This is a genomic window from Gordonia sp. NPDC003585 (assembly GCF_040610755.1).
GTDB lineage: Bacteria > Actinomycetota > Actinomycetes > Mycobacteriales > Mycobacteriaceae > Gordonia.
Map to the genome: position 1 here is coordinate 1 of NZ_JBEXMX010000083.1, position 23,142 is coordinate 23,142.

At 61.7% G+C, this 23,142-nt stretch carries 12 protein-coding genes, 1 tRNA gene and 1 pseudogene; 5 read left to right on the forward strand and 9 right to left on the reverse strand.

Annotated features, from left to right (window positions below):
- The 3 genes from ABZW74_RS19690 to ABZW74_RS19700 all read right to left on the reverse strand — a co-directional run.
- Positions 1-763, reverse strand: a 763-nt coding sequence (locus ABZW74_RS19690) for a PP2C family serine/threonine-protein phosphatase (RefSeq protein ID WP_355278645.1), incomplete at its 3' end; no start/stop codon positions are given.
- Entirely contained in the window at positions 760-1,221 is a 462-nt protein-coding gene (locus ABZW74_RS19695) for an FHA domain-containing protein (protein WP_355278648.1), read from the reverse strand. The genes ABZW74_RS19695 and ABZW74_RS19690, both read right to left, overlap by 4 nt.
- A 340-nt stretch (positions 1,222-1,561) precedes the next feature.
- On the reverse strand, positions 1,562-2,791 hold the full coding sequence (locus ABZW74_RS19700) for an FhaA domain-containing protein (RefSeq protein WP_308221065.1): 1,230 nt from the start codon (positions 2,789-2,791) through the stop codon (positions 1,562-1,564).
- Between the two features lie 541 nt (positions 2,792-3,332).
- Between ABZW74_RS19700 and ABZW74_RS19705 the strand changes: the two genes are divergently transcribed.
- Positions 3,333-3,418 (forward strand) — tRNA-Leu (locus ABZW74_RS19705).
- Positions 3,419-3,688: 270 nt separating this feature from the next.
- Here the strand turns inward: ABZW74_RS19705 and ABZW74_RS19710 are convergent.
- The 3 genes from ABZW74_RS19710 to ABZW74_RS19720 all read right to left on the reverse strand — a co-directional run bounded on the left by ABZW74_RS19710 (position 3,689) and on the right by ABZW74_RS19720 (position 10,798).
- Positions 3,689-4,600: a hypothetical protein gene (locus ABZW74_RS19710; RefSeq protein WP_355278653.1), complete on the reverse strand. Its 912-nt coding sequence runs from the start codon at positions 4,598-4,600 to the stop codon at positions 3,689-3,691.
- Positions 4,601-4,794: 194 nt separating this feature from the next.
- Complete coding sequence (locus tag ABZW74_RS19715) at positions 4,795-5,688, reverse strand: Abi family protein (RefSeq protein ID WP_355278656.1); 894 nt, start codon at positions 5,686-5,688, stop codon at positions 4,795-4,797.
- 202 nt (positions 5,689-5,890) lie between these two features.
- On the reverse strand, positions 5,891-10,798 hold the full coding sequence (locus ABZW74_RS19720; RefSeq protein ID WP_355278659.1) for a DEAD/DEAH box helicase: 4,908 nt from the start codon (positions 10,796-10,798) through the stop codon (positions 5,891-5,893).
- A 197-nt stretch (positions 10,799-10,995) separates the two neighbouring features.
- On the opposite strand from ABZW74_RS19720, the pseudogene ABZW74_RS19725 reads away from it, so the two are divergent.
- Positions 10,996-11,447 (forward strand): annotated as a pseudogene (locus ABZW74_RS19725) (ATP-binding protein); the annotation flags it as partial.
- 325 nt (positions 11,448-11,772) lie between these two features.
- On the opposite strand, the gene ABZW74_RS19730 reads toward ABZW74_RS19725, so the two are convergent.
- Positions 11,773-13,449, reverse strand: coding sequence for an ATP-dependent helicase (locus tag ABZW74_RS19730; protein WP_355278662.1), 1,677 nt, complete (start codon positions 13,447-13,449; stop codon positions 11,773-11,775).
- Positions 13,446-15,065, reverse strand: coding sequence for an AAA family ATPase (locus ABZW74_RS19735; RefSeq protein ID WP_355278664.1), 1,620 nt, complete (start codon positions 15,063-15,065; stop codon positions 13,446-13,448). The genes ABZW74_RS19730 and ABZW74_RS19735 overlap by 4 nt, the downstream gene beginning before the upstream one ends.
- A gap of 309 nt (positions 15,066-15,374) precedes the next feature.
- On the opposite strand from ABZW74_RS19735, the gene ABZW74_RS19740 reads away from it, so the two are divergent.
- Positions 15,375-15,791, forward strand: coding sequence for a hypothetical protein (locus ABZW74_RS19740; RefSeq protein WP_355278667.1), 417 nt, complete (start codon positions 15,375-15,377; stop codon positions 15,789-15,791).
- Between the two features lie 210 nt (positions 15,792-16,001).
- Here ABZW74_RS19740 and ABZW74_RS19745 read toward each other — a convergent pair whose 3' ends face one another.
- On the reverse strand, positions 16,002-18,602 hold the full coding sequence (locus ABZW74_RS19745; protein WP_355278670.1) for an ATP-binding protein: 2,601 nt from the start codon (positions 18,600-18,602) through the stop codon (positions 16,002-16,004).
- A gap of 1,374 nt (positions 18,603-19,976) precedes the next feature.
- Between ABZW74_RS19745 and ABZW74_RS19750 the strand changes: the two genes are divergently transcribed.
- Entirely contained in the window at positions 19,977-21,038 is a 1,062-nt protein-coding gene (locus ABZW74_RS19750) for a hypothetical protein (RefSeq protein ID WP_355278673.1), read from the forward strand.
- Positions 21,035-22,822 (forward strand): hypothetical protein, encoded by a 1,788-nt coding sequence (locus ABZW74_RS19755; protein ID WP_355278675.1) that lies wholly within the window; start codon positions 21,035-21,037, stop codon positions 22,820-22,822. The genes ABZW74_RS19750 and ABZW74_RS19755 overlap by 4 nt, the downstream gene beginning before the upstream one ends.
- Positions 22,823-23,142: the final 320 nt, after the last annotated feature.

The following is a 23,142-nucleotide window of genomic DNA, read 5'->3' on the forward strand; positions in this document are numbered from 1 at the left end:
GGCCGCCGGCGGCACCACCGACGATGGGCCGGGAGTCGCCATATTCGGTGTCGACGACGTCGCCGATCACCACGGTCACGTTGTCCGGACCACCGCCGCGGAGTGCGAGCTCGATGAGGCGGTCGGCGCATTCGCGGGGGTCGGCGATGGAACCCAGTGTCTCCCCGAGGGTTTCCTCGGTCACGACGTCGGACAGGCCGTCGCTGCACAGCAGGTAGCGATCCCCGGCACGGGCCTCGCGCACGGTCAGTGTGGGTTCCACCTCGGTGCCGGTGAGGGCGCGCATGATCAGCGAACGCTGGGGATGGGTGTGCGCCTGTTCGGCCGTGATGCGACCCTCGTCGACCAGGGTCTGGACAAAGGTGTCGTCGCGGGTGATCTGGGTGATCTCGCCGTCGCGATACATGTATCCGCGCGAATCACCGATGTGGCACAACCCAATTCGACTTCCGGCGAACAGGATTGCGGTGAGCGTGGTGCCCATGCCCTCGAGTTCGGGCGACTGCTCCACCTGCGCGGCGATCGCCTCGTTGCCGGCATGGGTGGCGCGGTCGAGCGCGCTGAGGAGGTCGCCGCCGGGTTCGTCGGCGTCGAGGGAGCTGAGCGCCTCGATGACGAGTTGGCTGGCCACCTCGCCGGCCGCGTGCCCGCCCATGCCGTCGGCGAGGGCGAGCAGGCGAGGACCGGCGTACGCCGAATCCTCGTTGTTGGACCGGACCAGGCCACGGTCGCTTCGGGTGAAATAGCGCAGGACAAGGGTCACGGGCGCAACTCGATCACGGTCTTGCCGATCCGTATCGGCGTGCTGATCGGGACCTTGACCGGCGTCGTCACCTTGGTGCGGTCGAGGTAGGTGCCGTTCGTCGACCCGAGATCCTCGATGTACCAGTCGTCGCCGCGGCGCGAGAGCCTCGCGTGGCGTTCTGACGCGTAGTCGTCGGTGAGAACAAGGGTCGAGTCGTCGGCGCGGCCCATGAGGACGGGCTGGCTGCCGAGGCTGATGCGGGTGTTCGCGAGCGCGCCGTGGGTGACGACGAGGTGTCGGGCCGATCCGCGCTGCGCGGGGCTGCGTCGTCGCTTGTCGCTACCGGCATAGCGGGGGAGTCGGAGGCCGCCTGCGCTGGCGATGTCGGTGCGCAGGGTCCGGATCACGGCGAACACGAACAGCCACAGCAGCAGCAGGAACCCGATGCGGGTCAGCTGCAGCACCAAGCCCTGCATCTTTCGTTCACCTCCAGCGCCATCACACGTCCGGTCTGTTCGCTCCGCCCCCTGGCGCCAGTCGAATCAGCAGACCCGACTGCATCTTATGGGCAGATCGCTCAAACTCCGTCATTCGGATATGACAGTTCAGTATCAACCGTGACCGCCGTGCCGTGCGGCACTTCGGTCGGCTCGTCGCGGTAACCACCGCTCCCTGAGGTGCGAGGAGCGCATTCCCCTCCGCTCCCTGAGGTGCGAGGAGCGCCGGCCCCACCGCTCCCTGAGGTGCGAGGAGCGCTAGCGACGAGCCTCGAAGGGCCGGTGAGACGACCTCGCGACCCACCAACCGTCGTAGCTGCTACTGGAAGCGAACCGTGATGTCGGAATGGCCCACCCGGATGCGGTCACCGTCGGCGAGTTCCCAGCTGTTGACCGCGACGTCGTTGACGGTGGTGCCGTTCGTCGAGTTGAGGTCGGTCAGCATCGCGGTGTTGCCGTCCCAGCGGATCTCGACGTGGCGACGCGAGACGCCGGTGTCGGGGAGGCGGAACTGCGCGTCCTGACCACGTCCGATGACGTTGGAACCCTCGTGCAGCTGGAAGGTGCGGTTGCTGCCGTCCTCGAGGAGCAGGGTGATCGACGTCGGCGCATAGCCGGCCGGTGCGCGACCGTAGGCCTCATGCGGCTGCTGATAGTCGTAGCCGGGCTGCTGGCCGTAGGCAGGCTGCTGGCCGTAGGCCTGGTCGTACCCGGGCTGCTGTCCGTAACCCTGGTCGTATCCGGGCTGCTGGCCATAGCCCTGGTCGTACCCGGGCTGCTGTCCGTAACCCTGGTCATATCCGGGTTGCTGGCCATAGCCCTGGTCGTATCCCGGCTGCTGTCCGTAGCCGGGCTGGGCGCCGTAGCCCTGCTCGTAGCCGGGCTGCTGGCCCTGCTCGTATCCCTGCTGTCCGTAGCCGGGCTGCTGTCCGTACTGGTCGTAACCGGGCTGGCCGTACTGGTCGTATCCCTGCTGTCCGTACTGGTCGTATCCGCCCTGTTGGTAGTCGTAGCCACCCTGCTGGCCGTACGCGGGATCGGCGCCCCTGCGCTGGTCGTATCCGGGGTTGTGCGTCATCTCTGGGGCTCCTACTGGTTGTGGGGCATTTTCTTGTGGTCTGTTCGCTTGCACTGGGGGAGGTCCCGCCGGCGGCGGTGGCACCGGACGCGGCGCCGCATCCGGGTTAACGGTGCCCCGTGCCCGGAAAATCCCCGTGTGCAAGGACGGCGATTGGTCGAACTCTACGACGACTTTGCCGTAGGTCTGCCATCCATTGTCTTTGATGAAGTTTTCCAAATGCTTCGAGAATGTCTTGCGATTCAGCTCATATTCGGCCGCGATCTGGTGGTGATCGGTGGGACTGAACAACAAGGTGTAGCTATTTGCCGCGAGTACGGTGCCGTCACCGACGTCCCGTACGGACTCCTGAGCTTCCCGCTGCAACCCGTTCTCAATCTCCTGCGGGGCCACTTGACCACCGAAAACGCGCGCAAAGCTGTCGTCAACCGCACCTTCGAGCTTGCGTTCGATCCGTTGCAGGATCCCCACCCGTGACCTCCTTTCGCGGCATATGAGCGTGTCGCCGTGCATCTGGCCTTGATTGATGATAGCGACAAGTGCAAACAATCGTGCCATCAAGACAACTGGTGCACCGTGTGTAACATCCGCAACAGCTTCTTCGCCAACTCACCATTCAGCCGTTCGACGCTCTTCCCCTGCTGATTTCAGTAGACGAGGCGTCCGTTCTTGCTGGTTGAGCGGGAGGCTCTGAACTGCGAGCTGCTCCTTCATTGCTGGTTGAGCGGGAGGCTCTGAACTGCGAGCTGCTCCTTCATTGCTGGTTGAGCGGCGACGGCTGCCCGACCGCGAGCCGTCCCTTCTTGCTGGTTGAGCGGCGACGTGCGAGCGTAGCGAGCTCGACGCCTGTCGAAACCCCGGCGAGCCGACAGTGTCAGCAACCAGCTGGCCAACGCGCACACCAACCACCCCCGACATCCAGTTTGGAATCGCGACCAACCGGCTGTTATCGTTCTCGGGTCCGTTGGTCTCCCAGGCCGACGAACATGCCCGCCGAGCAATCGGCGGCCACGGGCGAGTGGCGGAATGGCAGACGCGCTGGCTTCAGGTGCCAGTGTCCTTCGGGACGTGGGGGTTCAAGTCCCCCTTCGCCCACCACGGAGCAGTTCAGCTCAAAGCGGTACATGAGGTCAGGTTGCGGAAATGCGGCCTGACCTTTTGTTATTTCGGGAGTTACGGCGAGTTCTGGAGGATTGCCCTTGATCGGGGACCCTGCCGGGCAGCGTCCCCGGTGAACCTCCTCCACTCGATTCAGTCGTGCTCGCATTCAAGGCGCGTGTGGCTGCAAACGCGATTCCGAGCTAAGACTCGCTCAGAGGGCGTGTGTCGACGAAGTGAGCGCCGTGAGCACGTCGGAGTCCGACGAATTCACCGCCGTGGTTGCGGGTCCTCCCGGGCGTCCACGACGACGTTGTCCGTCAGGTGGTCGACGCCTAGACGGACCCACTCGCACATCGCGTTGAAGTCGTCCCATGAGATCGGCTCGGCCGAGTTGCGTTCGGCCATCATGCGCAGCACCGCATCCCGGTCCAGACTCCAAAGCTCGCAGAGGCGATCCGCCGCAGCGACGCACACATCCATCGCGAAGCAGAAGTTGCGGAGCGTCGCGCACCACGTGTAGTTCGTGCCCTTCTGCTCCTGGATCACCTCCAGCGTCAGCCACGTAGCGTTGCCGTGCGTGGGCCTGCTTAGCTCGTCGTAGGCCAGCGCGTGCGGGAAGTGCCTCTCGATCAGTGTGCGGTTGCTGCCGGCAGTCTGGCGCGGGACGTCGGAGAAGGTCGATCCCGTCCTCGCGCGCCACCTTTGCCAATCGTCGATCAGCTTCTTCGCGCCCATGTCGTTCGACGACTTGTACTCCTGCAGGCTGGACTTGAACAGCTCGTGGGTTCTCAGCACCCGCTGCTTCCAATCGATCGCGGGGTCTGACAGATACATCGCCTTCGACGAGTGTTCGGCGGCCGTCCGCGCCAGCGCAGCGGAGCCGATGTGCATCGGATGGTCCTTGCGGATCAGCTCGCTGCACGAGGACAGCGCGTCGCCGCACGAGATGACGTAGAACTTCGCCAGGCGGTGCGCGGTGAGCAGTGGCCCCTCCACGTCCGCCTTGCTGCCTACCTCGGCGTCGATCGCGTCGATCGACTCCTCTCCAGGCTCCTGGTAGGCCGTCGAGAAGTACGCCGATCCCAGAGCGAACTGAGCCACCGCATTTCCCCACAGCGTCGCCCGCTCTGCGAACTGGCGGATTCCGTCGAGTGTGTGGGGGAAGTCCTGATCGACCATCTAGTGAGCATACGAACGACCACCGACGGGCCGGCCCACGCATCAGCGCGCCCCTGGGTTAACTGCTGCGAACGCGTTCAAGAGTGGCCGGGCTGGTTCCCAATTCGGTGCGAGTTGGGCCAAAGATCAACCTGTAACCCCCGAGGCCACAAGCACTCTCAGGCCGCGGGCGATACCCGCACCGAGATCGTTGGTTATAGGCGATGGTCCTGGGGGTTCTGTGGGTGCGACAGGCCTTTCCAAAAATCGGCGTGTTGCTTGTGGGCTTCCACCAGCTTCGGAAGCATATGCAATCCGGCCTTGCCGCGGTCGACGATGTCATCGAGCGAGGCGATGACGTCGAGTGCTGATCTGGGCTCGAACTGCCCAGCGATACGCTTGGCCTTGACTCGGACGTTGTTGGGGGTGGGCCCGGCATCGATGATCGAGTGGTTCCAGATTCGGCTGTGATGGGCGCACCGGTTGCGCATGTAGACCAACGCCCGGACTCGGTACGCGAAACCGGCCTTGGCGACGCCGAGGCTGGTTGCTACCGCGTCTGCCAGGGAGCCCTGCGCGCCTCGTTCGATGCACTTCGACAGCGTCCCGAACGACCAGGCCTCGACGGCCGACCACACGGGTAGCTCGCCGAAGTCGGGCATTCGATCGCCGGGGACGGCATACCGCAGGATATGGCGTTCCCGGCTCCGCTCGATGTCTCGCAGGCAGGACTCGACCGTTGGTTCGGAGCTACTGGCATCCGAGTAGAACTCGGCCTGCAAGTAGTGCCCGCATGGCCCATGGTCGTTGGCGATGACGTGCGCCGTGTGGGTGCGGAGGAGCAGTTCGGCTGTTGTGAGCTGCTCGGTGGGTGCTGAGCGCAAAACTTGGTCGGCGTCATAGAGAGCTCGGACCTGGCTGAGCGTGGTGCCGGGGACGAAGTTGTCGTCGCCATGGTGCGGCGCAATCTGGAAGTACCGCATGTAGCCCGAGAACCGGTAGTAGTTGTGAACAGACAGGAACTCTGCGCATTTACGCTCATCGTCGATGTCGAGTCCGCGGCCGACAAGCAGGCTGACCTGTTCGTCCCACGACAACGACGGCTTCACTGCCTACCTCGGAAAGAAAAGGCCCCTGCCATTTGAGCATCGCTGAGAGGCTTGGGAGGGGGTCGATTGCCACCAACGTAGCACCGCCGTCCGACAGTTGCCAATCCGGCTGCGGACCGGAGAAGACGGCCATTCGACAGCGCGGCAAATGAAACTGCCACGCTTACCCTTGGCCCCGGACGCCGCGCAGACATTGGCGGCTTCAAGGCAACCCGTCGACGATCTTCATCGTCTCGACGGCGACAGTGGTGACCTTGCGGATCAGGTCGACGATGTACGTCGGGTCGTCGTGCTCGTCGCACCAATCGTTGGGGTCGTTGACAATCTTGGACGCCTCGTCGGTCTTGACGCGATAGCGGTCGATGATCCAGCCGAGCGCTGTCTTTGAGCCGAGGAGGTAGCGTTCGGCCTCTTCCGGGATGCCGGAGATGGTCACGTACGGGTTGTAGACGATTGTGGAGTGGTCAGTCTTGGAGCCCCACTTCATCTTCTGGACGCGCCAGGTCTTGGGATCACCCGGGTCGTGACTCTTCTTCACCGAAACGTCCAGTGGAAAAGGGTCGGCCTCTTCATAGTCGGCGTGCAGAATCAGCAGTCGCCGGCCAGCATCGGCGCACGTGTCGAAGTTGGCGCGAGACTCAGGGGTAGGGATGCGGGGCAGCATCTTCTTCAGGTCGGCGGCATAGGTGTGCCGATACGTCGGTGAATGCAGCAGTCCGTAGACGAAGCAGAAGATGTCGTCCTTGCTGACGTCATCGCCGAGCTTCGACCGGTAGACCGACGCGATCCCGTCGGTGATGTTGTCGACACGCTGGTAGCCCCATTCGTCCACCTGGTCCTCACTCGTCGAGAAATCGAGGGTCCCAGACGCCTCTCCTGGTCTGCGGTAGATGTAGCGCGGGAAGAACTGTCCGTTTTGCCCAGCGCCAATTGATTGGACGTCTGGCACTCCTCGGGCCGCGAGCAGCGCGAAGTCGGAAGTTGCACCAACACCGATTGCGTAGACGCCGATGTTCGTGTGGTGTGGTGTCGGGAAGATACGTCGAAGTTCGCCTTGCCTGTGATTGAGGGTTGGTGCGAAGTAGATGTTCTCTTTGTCGAACGGCCGATACGCAGCGCTACGGAGAGCATCGCCGGAAAACGTCAGAGCGGTCGACCGACTCATGTGCTGTTTGAGGCTCGACGACCATTTGATTCGGGTGGGGTCAGAAGCTGCTGGTGAGGTCTTGAGGAAGTCGGTGACGGTGGCTTCCTTGGGTTTGGTGATGTCGTGTTCCGCGCAGTATGCCTGGAAGTCAACGAGTGTCGCGTTGTAGTTGGTGACGAGGCGCTGGACTGAATCTTTGAGTGCGGCGTGGCTGTAGTTGTATGTCCACGCATCACGGGCCGTTTCCAAGCCGCGTGAGAAGGTGTCGAATACCGTGACAGTCCCTGGCTTTGCCTTTTTGTCCCCGATGGCGGGATAGGTGCTGAAGGTGTCGTCGCGTTGGTTGATCCAGTCGCCTGCAGTGTTTGGGGTGATGGTGGTCCAGTCGATGGCTGGCAGGGGGTCGGTGTCGAGGATGCGGAGTTTGTCGTCGCGGGTGAGGTAGTCGCCGATGTCGCGGTAGTGGATGGTGGCGGGACCGGTATGGCTCGGGTCCTTGACACCGACGAAGATCGCCACAGTGTTGCGACTCCCGCCGCCGAAGATTTTGCCGCCCTCCCTGCGGCTGAGTTCGCCTGCGGTGCGCTGGTTTCCGCGGAGGTTGTAGACGTAAATGCTGCTGTAGTCGTCGGCCAGAGTCAGGCGCATGCCGTCGGCGGTGTTGCCGTCGATCCAGCCGCCGTTGGACACGAACGCGACGATGCCTTGGTCACCGATACGGTTGGTGGCCCAGCGGAAGGCGCGAATGTAGGAGTCGTAGAGGCTGTTCTTGTTGGTAGCGGTTGACCTTGCGGCGTAGGTGGTCTCGATATGGCCGTCGAGGGTGGGGTATTTGATGTTGGCGTTGTTGTCGTTGGCGCTGTCTTGGCCGACGGAGTAGGGCGGGTTGCCAATGATGACGTTGATCTTGGTGCTCAGCTGTCGGGTGATGCGGTCGTTGTTGGCCGGGAACATTTCGGCGTCCATGGTGTCGTCGGCTTCGCTGATCTGGAAGGTGTCGGCGAGGACGATGCCCGGAAACGGCTGGTAGTCGGCGGTGTCGGCCTTGCCCGCGAGGGCGTGGTAGGTGGCTTCGATGTTCACCGCAGCGACGTAGTAGGCCAGCAACATGATCTCGTTGGCGTGAAGCTCCTGAGTGTACTTGCGGGCCAAATCATGTGGGGTAACCAATCCGGTCTGCATGAGCCTGGTGAGAAAGGTGCCGGTGCCGGTGAAGGGGTCGAGGATATGCACGTTATCGTCGGTCAACCCTTTGCCGAAGTGCTCGCGGGAGACAGTGTCGGCGGCGTGCAGTATCCAGTCGACGACCTGGACAGGGGTGTAGACGATACCGAGTTGGGCGGCCTGTTTGGCGAATCCGATTCTGAAGAAGCGTTCGTAGAGGTCGGCGATGATGCGTTGCTTGCCTTCGGCGCTGGTGACCTGGGATGCACGTAAGCGCACTGAGTCGTAGAAGGTGTCCAGGCTGGCCGTTTCTGATTCGAGCCCGCTGTCGCCGAGGTTGTCGATCATGCGTTGCATGACGAGCGAGACAGGGTTGTGGGAGGCGAAGTCGTGTTCGCTGAACAGGGCGTCGAAAACGGGTTTGGTGATCAGGTGTTGGGAGAGCATGCTGATCGCGTCATCGGTGCCGATGCTGTCGTTGAGGTTGTCGCGCAGCCCGTCGACGAACTTGCCGAATTCGATCTCGATTGTCGGATCACCCTGGGCGAGAATTGCTTTGATGCGGGTCACTTGGGCAGCCGAGATGTCGGCAACGTCGTGGGCCCAGTCTTCCCAGTAGGTCCGGGTGCCGACCTTGTCGACGATGCGGGCGAAGATCGCCTGTCGCCACTGCGACAACGAGAACAGCGCCAGCTGGGAGGTGAAGTCGGCATCGGTAGAACCGGATTGTGCCTCCTCGGCGGGGCCGATCGTTTCAGTCTCGTCAGTGGCAGCGGGCCCGATGTGACCGCCCATCAGCGAATCGGTGCCGGTGCCGAGCTTCTTGACGTCGGCGGCGTTGAGGTTGATGGCGTTGACGTGGGCGTCGAATCGCTCGTCGTGGGAGCGCAGAGCGTTGAGGACTTCCCAGACGACTTTGAATCTCTTGTTGTCCTGCAACGCTTCTGATGGACTCATCTCAGCCGGGACAGCGACGGGCAGGATGATGTAGCCGTAGTCCTTGCCTTCGGACAGACGCATAACTCGGCCTACCGCCTGGACGACATCGACGATCGAGTTCCGGGGGTGCAGAAACAGGACGGCGTCAAGGGCGGGCACATCGACACCCTCGGACAGGCAGCGCGCGTTGGTGAGGATGCGGCATTCGTTGTCGGACAGCGGCGCGCTGATGCCTTTGAGCCAGTTGATCCGCGAGGTGCGTTCCAGGGCGTTGTAGGTGCCGTCGACGTGCTCGACGGAGCAGTAGAGGTCGGTGTTGTTGGTGGCGGGGTCGTCGCCGTCCTCGTCGTCGAGGGCGTCGCGGTAGGCGTCGACTACCGCGGGGAACATGCCGGCAACCGACTTCGACGATGCGATGTCTCGGGCGAACGCCACGGCACGGCGCATCGGGTTCTCACCGGGCGCGAAGGTGGAGCCGTCGATGGCAGCTCCGGCGCGTTTGGCCAGCCCGTTCCAGCAGCCGACGATGCGGGTGGCGTCGTCGAGGCTCAGTTCGTTGTCGGGTCCGGCGAGCTGTTCCTGCATCGGCCCCGCGACCAGCGACTGGTCGACGGTCAGGACCAGGACCTTGTAGTCGGTGAGCAGGCCCTTCTCCACGGCCTCACCAAATCCGAGGTGGTGAAACTCGGGCCCGAACAGCTCCTCGTTGTCCATGGACGCGACTTCGGCTGAGTGCTCTTCGGCCTTGTCCTTGAGCTTCTGGTCGTACATGCGTGGGGTGGCGGTGAGATACAGGCGTCGGGCAGATTTTAGGAAGTTGGGGTCGTGGACCCTGACGAAGTTCGACTCATCCGCCTCGGTGAGGGTGACGCCGGTGGTGCGGTGCGCCTCGTCGCAGAGCACCAGATCAAAGTCGGGCAGACCGTTGGCTTGGGCGTCGGAGACGACTGGAAGGGACTGGTATGTGGTGAACACAACCGTCAGGCCATCAATGTCATCGGCACTCGTGAGAGACGCGGTCAGCTTCTTCGAGTCGGTGGTGACCGGGATAGCCACGTCGTAGGCGCGAGAGTCCTCGGCAGCTCGGGAGACCTTCTGGTCGGAGCAGACCGCGAACGCGCGCACGGGCATCGAGGCTTGCGCGGTCCACTCCCGCAATGTCTGGGACAGCAGCGAGATCGATGGCACGCAGAAGACGATCCGTGCGCGTCCACCGTTCTCGGTGGCGGTGCGCTCGGCGATCTGGAGTGCGGTGAACGTCTTGCCGGTGCCGCAGGCCATGATCAGTTTGCCGCGATCATTGCCGGCGGCAAAGCCAACGAAGACCTTGTCTATCGCGCGTTGCTGATGCTCTTTCGGCTTGTGCCGGGTGAGCTGTTCCACACCGACAGTGAAGGTGTCGTCTGCCCACTCGATCTGCCAGTCAATCGGAGACTCGGCCAACACATCGAGTCCGATGCGCTGCACAGGTTTGGACTGGTCGTCCAACGCGTCTTCGGCGTTCTTGCCCCATCGGTCGGTGGTGGAAATGATGATCCCGCGAGTGAACGGGGCTTTGCCGAGGGCGGTGAAGAAGCTGTCGATGTCCCCCTTCGACAGTTGGTGTTCAGGCTCATAGAACTTGCACTGGATCGCCGTCATCTCGCCCGTCGCTCGGTCGCGGGCGACGAGGTCGATTCCCGTGTCAGGCTTGCCGTCGCGGCCGTCCCAGTCAATCCATCGGCACACAGACTCGTAGCGCTGTGCGAGCATCGGGTCCAGTTCGAAGTAGCGGACCATCAGCTTCTCGAACTTCGTCCCGCGCTCCGAGTTCGACGGCGCTTGCCTGAACGCGTCAATAACTTCGTGGATCGACCCCACAGTTGCGGCTCCCTCGGCTCGGCGCTGACGAACCACATCTTGCCCTGCCGATGGAGGCGCACTGAGTCCGACGCTCCGATCCGTTCTGATCGACCGAGCAACTGGGGCAAGAAGTGAACGACCAACCGCAACGCGCAAGGCGAGGGCTCACGCCTCGCATCCGAGGTGAAGCTAGACCGTATCGAGCCCGAGCTCATGGCCCGCTGGGCACGGGGAAGTCTCAATTTGGCGGTCGGTCTGGCTCGGGCGGCGGTGCATGCCGGGTCACGGCACGTATGTCACGACCGCAGCGGATTGTCGGCTCGCTGCCACAAAGCGGCGATCGAGGGTCTATGGTCGAGGGTCGATGGGCCATTTGCATGCGGTTTCTGTGCCGGACCACCGTTACTGGTCCTCGACGAGCTTGGTTGTCTACCGTTGCCCGCCGAGGCCCCATCCGCCCTGTTTCGGGTTGTGGCGCAACGGTATTTGAAGACCTTGGTCGTGATCACCACCCACCGCAGGTCTCTGAATGGGAGAGGTTCTCGGCGACACCAGTGTGGCCGCAGCCATGCTCGACCGGCTGCTTTACCGCTCAGCGGTGCTCAAAACTGACGGCGATTCCTACCGATTGCGAAACCAACACACCCCGATAAGAAAACCACCGTAATGCCGGCAGCTCGATGCGCCGGCCGCTACCCCGTCTCATGGCCATAGGATCACGAGCCCTTACTCGTCACCGCTACGCTGAACCTGGCACACCCGAACATGAGAATTGCCTGATAGACACCCCTGGGGAATTACGTGACCGTCGACAGTGTCAGGTGCGGCTCCGCAGGCGTTAACCACTGGGGCGATTGCGGCTGGCACAGGAGGATTCACCCCGACTTGAGGCCCGCGCACATGGCGCTGCGGATGAGGCCGTTCCAAACTGCAGTCGATCCGCTACCCAACTCTTGGAAGCCATCCGTCGAAGGGATCGGGTATGTCGTCGACTACGACGGACTCGGCGGGAAGGCCGGAAGATCCGCTTCCAGATGTGCTTCGATCTCCTCTGCCAAGGAGTACTGTGCTCGAATCCTGGGCCACCATCGGCTCTGTGTGGCCGGGTATGGCTCGTACATTCCGTCCGCCATCCGTGTTCGCGTGACGACCACGCCGTGACGAGCCCTGGAGAGCATGACCAGTAGTACGCGCTGCTCCTCGGCCAGAGCGTCACCCTGGCTGTTCCGCTTGCCCGGCAGGTGCCCTTCCTCCAGGCCGATGACGAACACCCAGTCGAATTGCTGGCCTTTGCCGGTGTGCGCGTTGAGCAGGTGGACGCCGGGGCCGATCGCCTGTTTGTGGTCGGACGCCCTGATCGACTTCACAGCCGCCCTCGCCGTGACTGCGTCGCGCTGCTGCTCCAGAGCGTCGAACGCGTTGTCGACCAGTTCGCGGGCGTCGACGTCGGCGGGATCGACGGCGTCGAGGGCCGCCTGCCGCGCGTCCATGATGCTCGCTCCATGTGCCAGGGTCGCGACGGTCGATTGGATAAGGGCGACGATCCCCGGGTCGTCGATCGCGAGGTCCCAACGGCGGACTTGGAAGGACTTTTCCTCCACGAGCGCCGCGTCGATGCTTTCCCTGCGCCATGCCGCACGCGCGATGATCCCGATGGATGCTTCAGGCATCCGGTCCAGGATCGATCCCGCAAGACGTCTCAGCAGTTCCGCCTCGGCCGCGCGGTCCTGGAGCACAAGGACGGCGGAGCAGCCCCTGCCCGGCCAACGCTCTGGCTGCGCGGACACCAGGTAAGAGTCCGGATCTACCAGCTTGCTCACGGAGTTGACCGTCTCTAGTACCTTCGGCGAGGAGCGGTAGGACTCGTGCAGCCTGATCGGCTCGCCGCAGGTCTTTTTGATTTCCGCCTCGACCTCGTCAGGCGCGGCCCCTGCCCACGAGTAGATTCCCTGGAGCGGATCACCGGCGAACGTCCGCCTGGACGTACAGCTCAGCAGGGCGAGATCGAGCTGTTGCATCGAGAGATCTTGGAACTCGTCGACGAGTACCGCACCGAAATGCGCCTGGTAGAGCCGCGCGACGGCGGGGATGCGGAGCAGGCGCTGTGCGTGCCGGAGGAGATCGTCGTAGTGCAGCTGGTTCGACTCCTGTCGCGACCGCTCCACCTTCTCCGCGAGCACGGCCTCCGGCGCGGGACCCCGCTGCTGGATGGCCGCCAAAACCTCGGCGTCCGACAGCGGTCCTCGCTTGATCTCGCTCAGGATCTGCTCCGCGTCGTACATGGCGGGCCCGCCACCCGCAGTCTTCATCGCCCGCCGCATGGTGCTGGTCTTCGGCAGCTCCAGTTCTTTCATATCGAGGTCGATGGTCCTGCCATGGGCGAGGACCACCTGCGTCGCGAAGCCGTGGAGGTTGCGGACGACGATTTGTCGACGCGACCGTGCGTGGCCCAGCACGGAGCGGAGACGTTCCTCGAGGTTAGACCGAGCACGCTTGGTAAAGGTCAAAGCGAGCACGCGCTGGTTCTGCTCGAGGAAATTGATTTGATGGGCGGCGCGGTGCGCCAGAACCTCGGTTTTGCCGCATCCGGGAGGTGCGATGATCAGGAGGTGCGCCTTCGTGGAGGTCGCTGCAGTGCGTTGCTCTTCGCTGAGCGAGAACCCGCTCACTGCTTGCTCAGCTCGTCAAGCGTGTGCACGAGACGCGACACGCTGACAATCTTCTCCGCCGCATCGGGCGTCAGTACTTCAGCGATGCATGTCGCCGCCTCGACTTTGCCCTTGTCTCTGCAGAACTTCGCTACAGCTTCCGGACCGAGCTTCCCGATCGACTCAACGCCCGTCGATTGCAGCAGTCCCTGTTCCTTGCAGAACTTTCCATCGATGAGGGCTTTTGCCGCAACCGGACCGCCGAGGGCCCGGGTGTACTCGTCCTCAAGGTCAATGTCGGAGATAAAGACCTTCTTGTCTACGACAGTGCTCCGCTTTCCTTTGAAGGCGTTGACCCACTTTCCGCTCTCCCGCTCGTCCACCAGTCCGAGCAGGGTCGGACCAAAGCCGTCGGGGCCTAGGAGCGGGAAGACGTTGCTGAACTTGTCCGCTCCGTCCAGTTCGACAACCACAGCGCCGAGCCGATCGAGATCGATGCCCAGCTTCTGTGCCACAGCCTCGACGATCACCCGGTCGGCGTCGCCCTCGACGAGGACGACGAAGCGCGCAGTCAGGGCCTCCAGAAGTCGCGGTGACCACCAGTGCGCGCGCACCTTCTCGACCTTCGATAGCTTGGCATCTCCGATCTGGCGGCACTTGCCGTGGCGGTCGACCGCTATGACCTCCGAGGGTTCGAAACGATGCAGGATGTACGGCGAATGGGTGACAATGATCTTCTGATTCCCTTCGCCGCTCAGGAGTTCCGCTGCTGTCCGCTGGCTGGTCGGGTGCAGATGGATCTCCGGCTCGTCGATAGCGAGGACGTTCGCCGTTCCCTCGGCCAGGTCGAAGAGTGTCATAGACATGAGCTGGCGGACCCCGTCAGACTGCTCCGAAAGCGCGACCTGGCTGTCGCCGCGGTTGAGGAAGATCGTCACGTCCTGGAGGACGTCGCTGGACGGATCGGTCACGCTCCGGACCGAGAAGTCATCCTTAGTGACGTTCCGCGGCATCGAACGGCTGAGATGACTCGCGACGCGGCCGAGTAAATCCCCTACAGACTCGTTGCCCCCGAGTTCCTCGTTGAACTTGCCGAGGATGGCCTTCAAACCGTCCTCGTTTGCACCGAGATCGGCGGCGGCCAGGAGTGTCCGGACCGGGCTGTACGCGCCCTCCATCATCGACGCGCCGCGGGTCGCCTTCAGATAGCGCCAGCCGAACGCCTCCAGCTGCTCGCGGCTGGGTGCTCGTTCATGACCGCTCTCCGGGAACCAGCGACGAATAGACACCGCCTCGTCGTCCTCTGGGTCCACCTCGATCACCATCTGGACCCAGAGGTACTCGCCGACCTGGTCTTTAGCGATGCTGATCTCCGAAGGGAAGACTCGACGATCCTCATCCGTGAATCCAGACCATAGAGCGTTTACCACGAGACGCTGCTCCTGATCGCGTAGGTCGACGGGTTTGAGCGCCTGGTAGAGGCCAGCAGAGCTCGTCCCCAGGAGCAGGTTCAGCATGCGCAGGATCGAGGACTTGCCCACGTCGTTCGCGCCAACGATGACCGCGTGCCTGCGAACCTCGAAAGTCAGATCCTGGATCCGGCTGTGATTTGTGATTGCCACTTTGGACAGACGCATACCCGCTTGGCCCCCTCATGCTCTGGAGCGAAGGTCCTGCTCCGAATGTGCCTGCTACTGAACTCATTTAACCATCGGACTCGCCGGATTGAGCGGGACTAAGAATCGCGCAGACGCTCGTACAGGTTTCGATGTCGACTCACGGGCATGGACGGCTCCTCGTGCTCCAACCCGATCGTGTCCATTGCGGCGTCGGGAACTTCGAATGCTCGTCTCCATTCAACCCACCGACACCGTGCCGATCGTGGAGTAAGTCAGTCGGTGTGTCACGGCCACGATGACTCGGATTCGACCTGTCAGAATCGCACCATGGCCCGCCGCGCTGACTCTGACGAGTACTACGTGCTGACCCTCTGCGACGAGATCCTCGGCGTACCCGGGACTCGTCAGGCGAGATTCGACTGGCTGCGCGGCGATCCCTCACCCGCACGTTCGCGCGGGACGAAGCTCCCCGTGGACGGGTATTGGTCGGACCTTCGGCTCGTGGTCGAGTTCCAGGAGGAGCAACACTCGGCAGCGTCCCCATTCTTCGACCGCCGGCATACCGTCTCGGGGATGGGTCGCGGTGAGCAGCGCCGCCGCTACGACGAGCGCAAACGGATGCTGATCCCCGAGCACGGGCTGCGGCTCGTCGTGATCGAGAAGTCGGAGTTCGTGCTGAGGTCGCGGAAGATCGACCGTGACCATGCGCGGGATCTCCAGGTTGTCCGCCAGCACCTCACGTAGTCCGGTGCATCCAAAGGTGCCGCAGCGGATGCACTGGCGCCGGAGGAGACCTCGCGGTGCATGTCAGTTCGTCCTATACTACAGTCGCCGCACGGACCTCTTTGGGTGCCTGAACAACTGTTCTCCGATCTGTCCCAGTCCTGGAAAGCCGATCTCAACCCAACCGCAATTTACCTCGATGATGGAATGATGGAACGAGCCGCGCGCACCTCATGAGCGAGTGATCATGTAGGCCTCGATCTTCGCGAAAGAGCCGTCCGCGCATCTTATGTCGACACGGGAGTCAGTATTTCCATGGAGTTCAAGCCGTTTGCTGGACTCTCCAAGTGATACGACACTGCAATTCCAGACCCGCGAAGCCGATTCTATAAGGAACCTAGCCGCACTGTAGGGCTCTTGCGTGTACCACCAATGCTTGGGGTTCCACACACCGTCGATAAGCTCGCCGTATTCCGAAAACCGACTGTCAGTAGGCCGAGGCGCGACATCCTCAGGAAAGAACCACAAATTGTAAAGATCGACCACGATAGCGTTGGTTGGAAGCGTGAGCTCTCGCCCTCTTACCTTGTCAAGAAAGAAGGGGCTGCCATCGTCGTTATGAAAAGCAAGCATCTCGATGTCGTTGAATATCAGGATCGAATCCTGAGTCTCGACCCACGCATCGACGGTCGCAGGGGTAACTTCGCCTGAATGAGTATAGCCCATAGGCAATGTGGGTACTTCGACACCGACGGAGCGCGCAAGTTGAGCCGCTCGGTACCGAGTGGGGATAGTTGCATATGCGTCGCCATCAATAAGCGTGACTTGTTGGGCAACCCAGGAACGAAGGGTTTCGATCGAGGCACTCGGAAACGCCGAATTTCGGTCCGCTTTCTGCGGCTCACCCACGAAAACACCCATCACAGACCAGATGGAATCAGCATACATTCCACCGACGTATACTCCTGCACGCGGTGTCGGCCACCACCAGATGTCGCTTGTCGTGACGTCATCAAATCCGGCAATCAGAATTGCTCGGCCGATTACGTCCCCACGCTCATCAATAATGTTTCGAAGGTTTCGCTCGAAGAGATGCTCGTACTCGCGGTACATTGGGGCTGTTAGCGGGTTCTCAAGTTCGTCGGCATATATCATCTTGAACAAATGGCCCGCAGATGCTGTCTTCCATTGATCCGCCGAGACGATCACTCGGTAGTTGTCTTCACTTGAGTCGGCAAAGCCGATATTGACATCGGTCAAGGCACATAAATGCCTAAGTCGACTTTCAAACATCTCGGCTCGGGAGTTTCTGAGTGTCTCGGTGCCAAGAAGACCCTTCCTGGTCAAGGGATCCAGGTCAAGACGAACGCGGACTTCGGTGCCGCCTCCAAACATGTAGTCGTCCGGATCGACGCGATGTAATACGGGCCGACTTGCGAGCCCGTTCTCAAATACGAGCTTGGACGTCTTGTCAGCTGCCTCTAATGCCTTCAGAGACCTAACCTCCACGTGACTTCCGAGCATAAAGACAGAGAAGAATCCGATGCCGAAGCGCCCAGTAGAGCGATATTCCTTTCCTACGAGTTTAGGATACTCCGTAAGAGTCTGAGCGGACATCCAACCGGAGTTTCCGAAATCCGTTAGCGAAGAGACGATTCTAGACTGGTCCATTCCGATTCCGTGATCGGAAACGGATATCCAGTGCTGGCCGTCTGATTCCCAAATTCGAACGACCACATCGTTCTCACTACCGCCGAACTGTAGCTGGCGAGCTCGTACTGAATCTGCTGCATTAGACACCAGTTCACGAATGGCCACCATCGGAGAATTCCCATATAACTCTCTCCCGCCGAGATTCGATACGACAGATTCTACTTGCGTCACTCGAACTCTAGCGTCGACAGGATCCCATCCACTTGGCTCGATAAAGTTCGCCAGGCGGCGCGGACTGTCTGCCCCGGCTACTGCCTGCGCGAGGAATCGTGGACGATTAGAATCTACGCACAATGCATCGACGCGGTGTAGTTCGCCGTCGATCATCTGCAGCGTCTCGTAAGCAAGCCACCAGGCCTGGGCATCCTCTGCACTGAAGGGTTGCGTGGCGGTATAAATTAACCGATCGCCTTCGAGCCTTGGTCGCGTGAGCCGTTCTTGAAAGTACCAATGATCTCTTGAAATGCCCGTTGGCTTTCTGAAAGCATGGAGGTATGTTGGCGCACGTCGGGAGTCTATGTGGATGGCATCAGCGAGCCGCAGAATACACGCAAGCTTCAAACTGTCTACCTCCCAAGAGGGCGGATGGCTTGGATGAGATCCGAGAACATTGGGAAATGTCGCCTGAAGTTCGTCTACGTCGAACCAGTGGCTGTGGGCGATACGGCCGATGAGGGGACCAAATGCGGAGCGCAATTCAGTGTTTTCCAGGAGTCGAAAGGTCTCCTTATTAGAAGTGGTGAACTGTTGCGATACAAGCCTCTCAGCTTGGCGAGCGTGTCGAAGACGAAGTACTGTTACGATCGCCTCGTCCTCAGCGTCACTTCGCACTGCCTCTTGATCCAAGCCGGGCGAGGATCTTCTCGAGCGATCAATAGAAGCTTCGACAAAGGTATCAAACAAGGGATCATTGCGAATGCTTTCCACCCCGTCAGGAAATGCGACCAGCCCCATCCCTAGATCGTGTAGTAGGAAAGCGCCACCGAGCACAAATGCCTCGGCTGGGTTAATCGGAAACTTCTCTCCGATAATTAGCGATGCAGTATCCCATAGCGAATCTATATGAACTATTGAGTGATCTGTAAACATCGGCATTGAGAGCGAGATTTCGCCAGCCATTGGCTCAACCTTAGAGCGGAAGTCTTCATATGCCGACCTGAGCTTAGCTACTGCGGCTTGATCGTGTTCGGGTATTGATTCTCCGCCGAGAGTGCGCCGCCAAAGTGAGCTCTGTTGATAGTCCGCCACCGTAGTTAGCCACCTTCAGGTCATTTGATGTGAAGCTTGTCTGGAGCATATCGGCGATTATGGTAGCCGTAGGCTGGATACGATGAAAGCACGACCGCTAGCAAGCTAGTCCCGAATGGCTTTCACCAGTTGCTCATACTCGTCGAGGTCCTATGACCTGCCATGGTTTGCGGGCTTGTCCGTCACTGAGAACTCCCGGGCGTCATTCGTTGGAGACCCGTGCCGCCAAATCGCGCGAGATGCCGGTGGGCGCGGATGCTGTTATTGCCGGGGTGGGTTCGCCGCCGAAACGAGCCAGGTGCCATCGGGCGTGTGCGCGCTGCCTGCGGAGTTGGAGGCCTAGATTCCCGCGGGCGGCACCCTGCTGCAGGGCTGTGTCGATGTACTGGAGTTCGCGGATCAGTGAGAGTCGTTGTGCTGAGTAGTCTTTCGCGCAGCTCGACGAACAGAACATCTGGCGTCGGCCGCGGATCGATTCAGGATAGTGACAAGGTTGCGAGCATTGGGGGTGCATGCAGGGGGCATCGGAAGGGTACAGGGCTCTGTGGGCGCACAGATCGGTGACGGATTCGGGTTCGTTGAGGACGCGCAGGTTCATAGCTGATGGTCTACGTGGCACCACCGACAGATCACGTCAGTGATAGCTCAGGGTTGACCTTCCCCCTCGTTCGACTGGGCTTCGATGTATGTGTCCAGCCTATACCGCCCGCGAAGAAAAAACAGGACCGTGCATCCTTGTGGCTGTTCCAAGCCCCCGACACGCCGAGAATCGCGCGATTCAATGATTCACATTGCTTGGTGTCCTATGGTCCGTGCAGTGCCCGTTCATTCGGGGCGGAGGCAGACGCTGCGCCAACAGCGCCCGCCCCCTTCGGGCACCCGACTAGGAGGGAGCCCGCGTGGCTCATCGTAGTGCCGTCATGGCGCGCGTCCGCCCTGTGTTGGCGGTGACACCGGTAGGTGTGGCGTGGTGGTGCCCGCAACTGGGCATTCCCCCACCCGTTCGAGTCGCGTGTCGAGTGATCGCGTTCAAACCTGACATTCGTCTGGATCACCTCTGTTCTGTGTCAGAACCGAGAGGTGTGTGCCGTGGGGGGGCCGGGGCCTAATCCGGCCCCCCACGGAGCGGCAGTAGCCGCCACCAAAAAACCTTTACTTGGAAGCTAGGAGACTTGGCATGTCTATTTCATCGTGCGCTCAGCACGAAAGCAATCCCATCCCGGTTGTGTCTCGGGGGTGGTGGTGATGGCGCGCAACGCCGGTGGGCCCATTCGGCCGCATCGCAACGACGGGGACAGCACCCCGCCGCGTCGCAAGACCCGGACGGCGAAAGCCTGCAGCGATGAGGTAGTTGTGGCGGCGATTGCCGCTGATCACCTCGACCAGGATCGTCTCCAGCGTTTGCGTGGGCTGGGGATCAAGCTCCGCCAGGCCGAGATTGGGGAGTTGGTGCGAGAGGACGCGGCACGCGTGCAGGCATCGGTCCCGTTTCGCTCGGAGATCGTCGACCGGGACGCGTTCGGCGCAATCGTGCACCTGTTGGTCGCCTATTTCTACGACTGCGGCCGGGTTGATCCGTTGCGCGCGCTTCGACGCAGCAACATCGACAGCTACCTGAGCACACGGCACCGCCCGACCCGGAGAACGGTGCGATACCTGTTGTACGCGGCGGGACGCACGTTTCACCCGGGTGAATTCCCACCAGCATTGACTCTCGATGCGCCGCGCCAGAACCGAACGTCGCCCGCAACACAAGAGGAGATCTCCGCGTTGTATCGGGTGGCGCTCACGCTCGGTGAGAAGTGGGGTCCCGCACTGACCGTCCTCTTGGATCTGATGGTCGGGGCCGGCGCGCGACCCGAAGAACTCAAGCACCTGCGTCGCAGCGATGTTCGGATCGAACGGCACCACGGCCAGCGTTGGGTCATTGTCACTCTCCAAACGCCACGGACCGATCCCAGGGACGTACCGATCATCGACAACGAGATCAGCGACCGACTCGAGCGGTACGTCGCAGACGCACGTCATGACCATCTGCTCGCGTTCGGCAGAAATCCCGCGGTAGAAAGAAACGGGATCAACCGCGTCAACGACCGTCTCGCAGAACGAGACCAACCTGAACGTGTAAACAGCAAGGCCTTGCGCCACGCCTGGATGCGGGAGGCGGCCGGGGTTTTTCCGGTCGACCAGTTCTGCTATTTGGCGGGTATCAGGAGCCTCAGCCACGTCGATGAACTGGACCTTGTCACAGACAGCACAGGCACCATCGACGAGATCACCTCCTACCTTGTGGACGGTGTGCAGTGAGCGTCCACCCGAGCATCAACCACCCCGAGGTTCACACCGGGGAGCGAATCTTCGTGCTGGCGGTGGGGATCGTCGAACGATCCGGAGTTGCCGCCATGGTCGAGCAGTGGCGACTCGAACGAATCGCAGCACCGCGAGGAGCGTTCCGCGGCGCACTGCCGTACACGATCACATCGCTGCTCGTCGCGCTGGCATGTGTCCTGCTCAGAGGAGGTGCACCGACGATCCGCACGACATTTCGCACGCTGCTGGATTTCAATGCAGCGCAACTCGCTCAAGTCGGAATCGACGAGGCGGACCTGGTGGCGATCAGATCCGACGCCGACCGCTCGTTGAAAAGTTTCCGCAACTGGGTCGATCGCACTCTGGCATGCCTGGATTCCGCTCCCGACCAACCTGCCGAACGAATCCCGGTGGCAGAGCACAAGGCGATCATTCGAACCCGGACACCCGAACAGGTGAACCTCTACAGCACCGCGGCGCAACGACTATCGACCGTCGTCAACCGCATCCTAGCCGGCTCAATCCCCTCCGAGTACCAACAGAGTGGACGCGGTGACGTCGTTGTCGACGAAACCATTATCGACACTGCAGATGGCACCTACGACCTTGGTGTCACTGACGACCGCAACCGGTCGGCCATCTACTTCGGTGGCTACTACCGAAGGGACTTCCGCAATCGCGTCGACGCCGAGGGAGAACCCCTGACGAAGAAGCGGGCATGGGGAATCGGTGTCACCGCGATCAGCAGTGTCGGGCCGCCCGATGCCTTGCACAACCGGCCGATCCTGTTCACCGGCATCGCTATTCACCCGCCGACATCGGGTTCACTCGAAGGGCTCGACGAAGCCATCGAGCATCATCAACGCAATGGGTTCGACAGTCGACCCATAAGCCGGACCGCTCGATGGCCGCTGATCACCTTCGACATGGGGTATTTGAAGGACGGCCTTGACCGTTGGCAGTTCGATCGCAAGTACGCCGCGGTCTACCGTTACCCCGAACATTGGCGGCGAGACTTCGAGAGCGTTCCCGCGCAGCCCGGTGGTGTCAAGCCTGGTCCCGTGCAATTGTCGGGTGCTTGGTACTGTCCGACAGCGGCTGGCATCTCCCTCGGCAAGGACTACGTGAAGCCACTACGCGACGTGCTCGACAAAGACGAATGGGAGGCTCGCGAACGCCGACTCCGTCAGCTCCTGCCGAGGCTGATGGGCGTCGACAGGCGACTCATCGAACGCAACACTCGACCAGGACGCCCCGCTGAAGGCGCACAGCCCGACAAGGCGGTCAAGATGGTGCTTGGCTGCCCGGCCGGCCTCGGCAACGTCCGCTGTTCCCGTTGGCACAACCCGGACACCGAGGACCGGCTCGATCTGCCTTACATCGAACCCGAGCCGGACATGCCGCTGTATCCGTGCTGCACACAACGCAGCGTCACGATCACGCTGACCGACGACCAACGCAAACGACAACAGCTCAGTCAGTGGGCACCCGGATCCAACGACCACGCGATCTACCACGAGGCCGCACGTGCGCTCACCGAGCAGAGGTTCAACTTGATCAAATCGCGCACAGTCGCCGGCCTTGTGCATCTCAAGTACGGGCCGCGCCGCGAACCGCTGGTCAAGCTCATCATCGCGATGGCGTTCGCCGTCGTGAACGTCCGCGAGATCGAGCGATTCGAGGCATCGAACCGCGACCGTCCTGAATCAATCGCTGCGAAATGGCGCCGGCTCGAAGCGGACCTCGGACAGGCGCCGATCCGAATGCCCAACCGCACATGACCTACTGACGACAGCAACATGACTGAGGGCGGCCCGGAGCCCGGGCCGCCCTCAGTCGTGTCTTTGGCCCCGGGAAACCAATCGAAGATTGGCCGCCCATCCTGATGCCAGAACTCTCTAAGCGGCTCTGCGCCGGGCGAATCGCACGGCAGATTCCGTAACCCCACCCAGGGGCATGTCCCCTACGACCAATCCAGGGCCGCGGTCAGCATGCAAGGACTGCGCTGACGGCGCTCATCGAAATTCCCCAGTGATGCTCATCTGAATTCCCCACCCCGTGTGGCTCCGCCGGAGAGGGCGGGCCTCCCGAGATGCTGGTG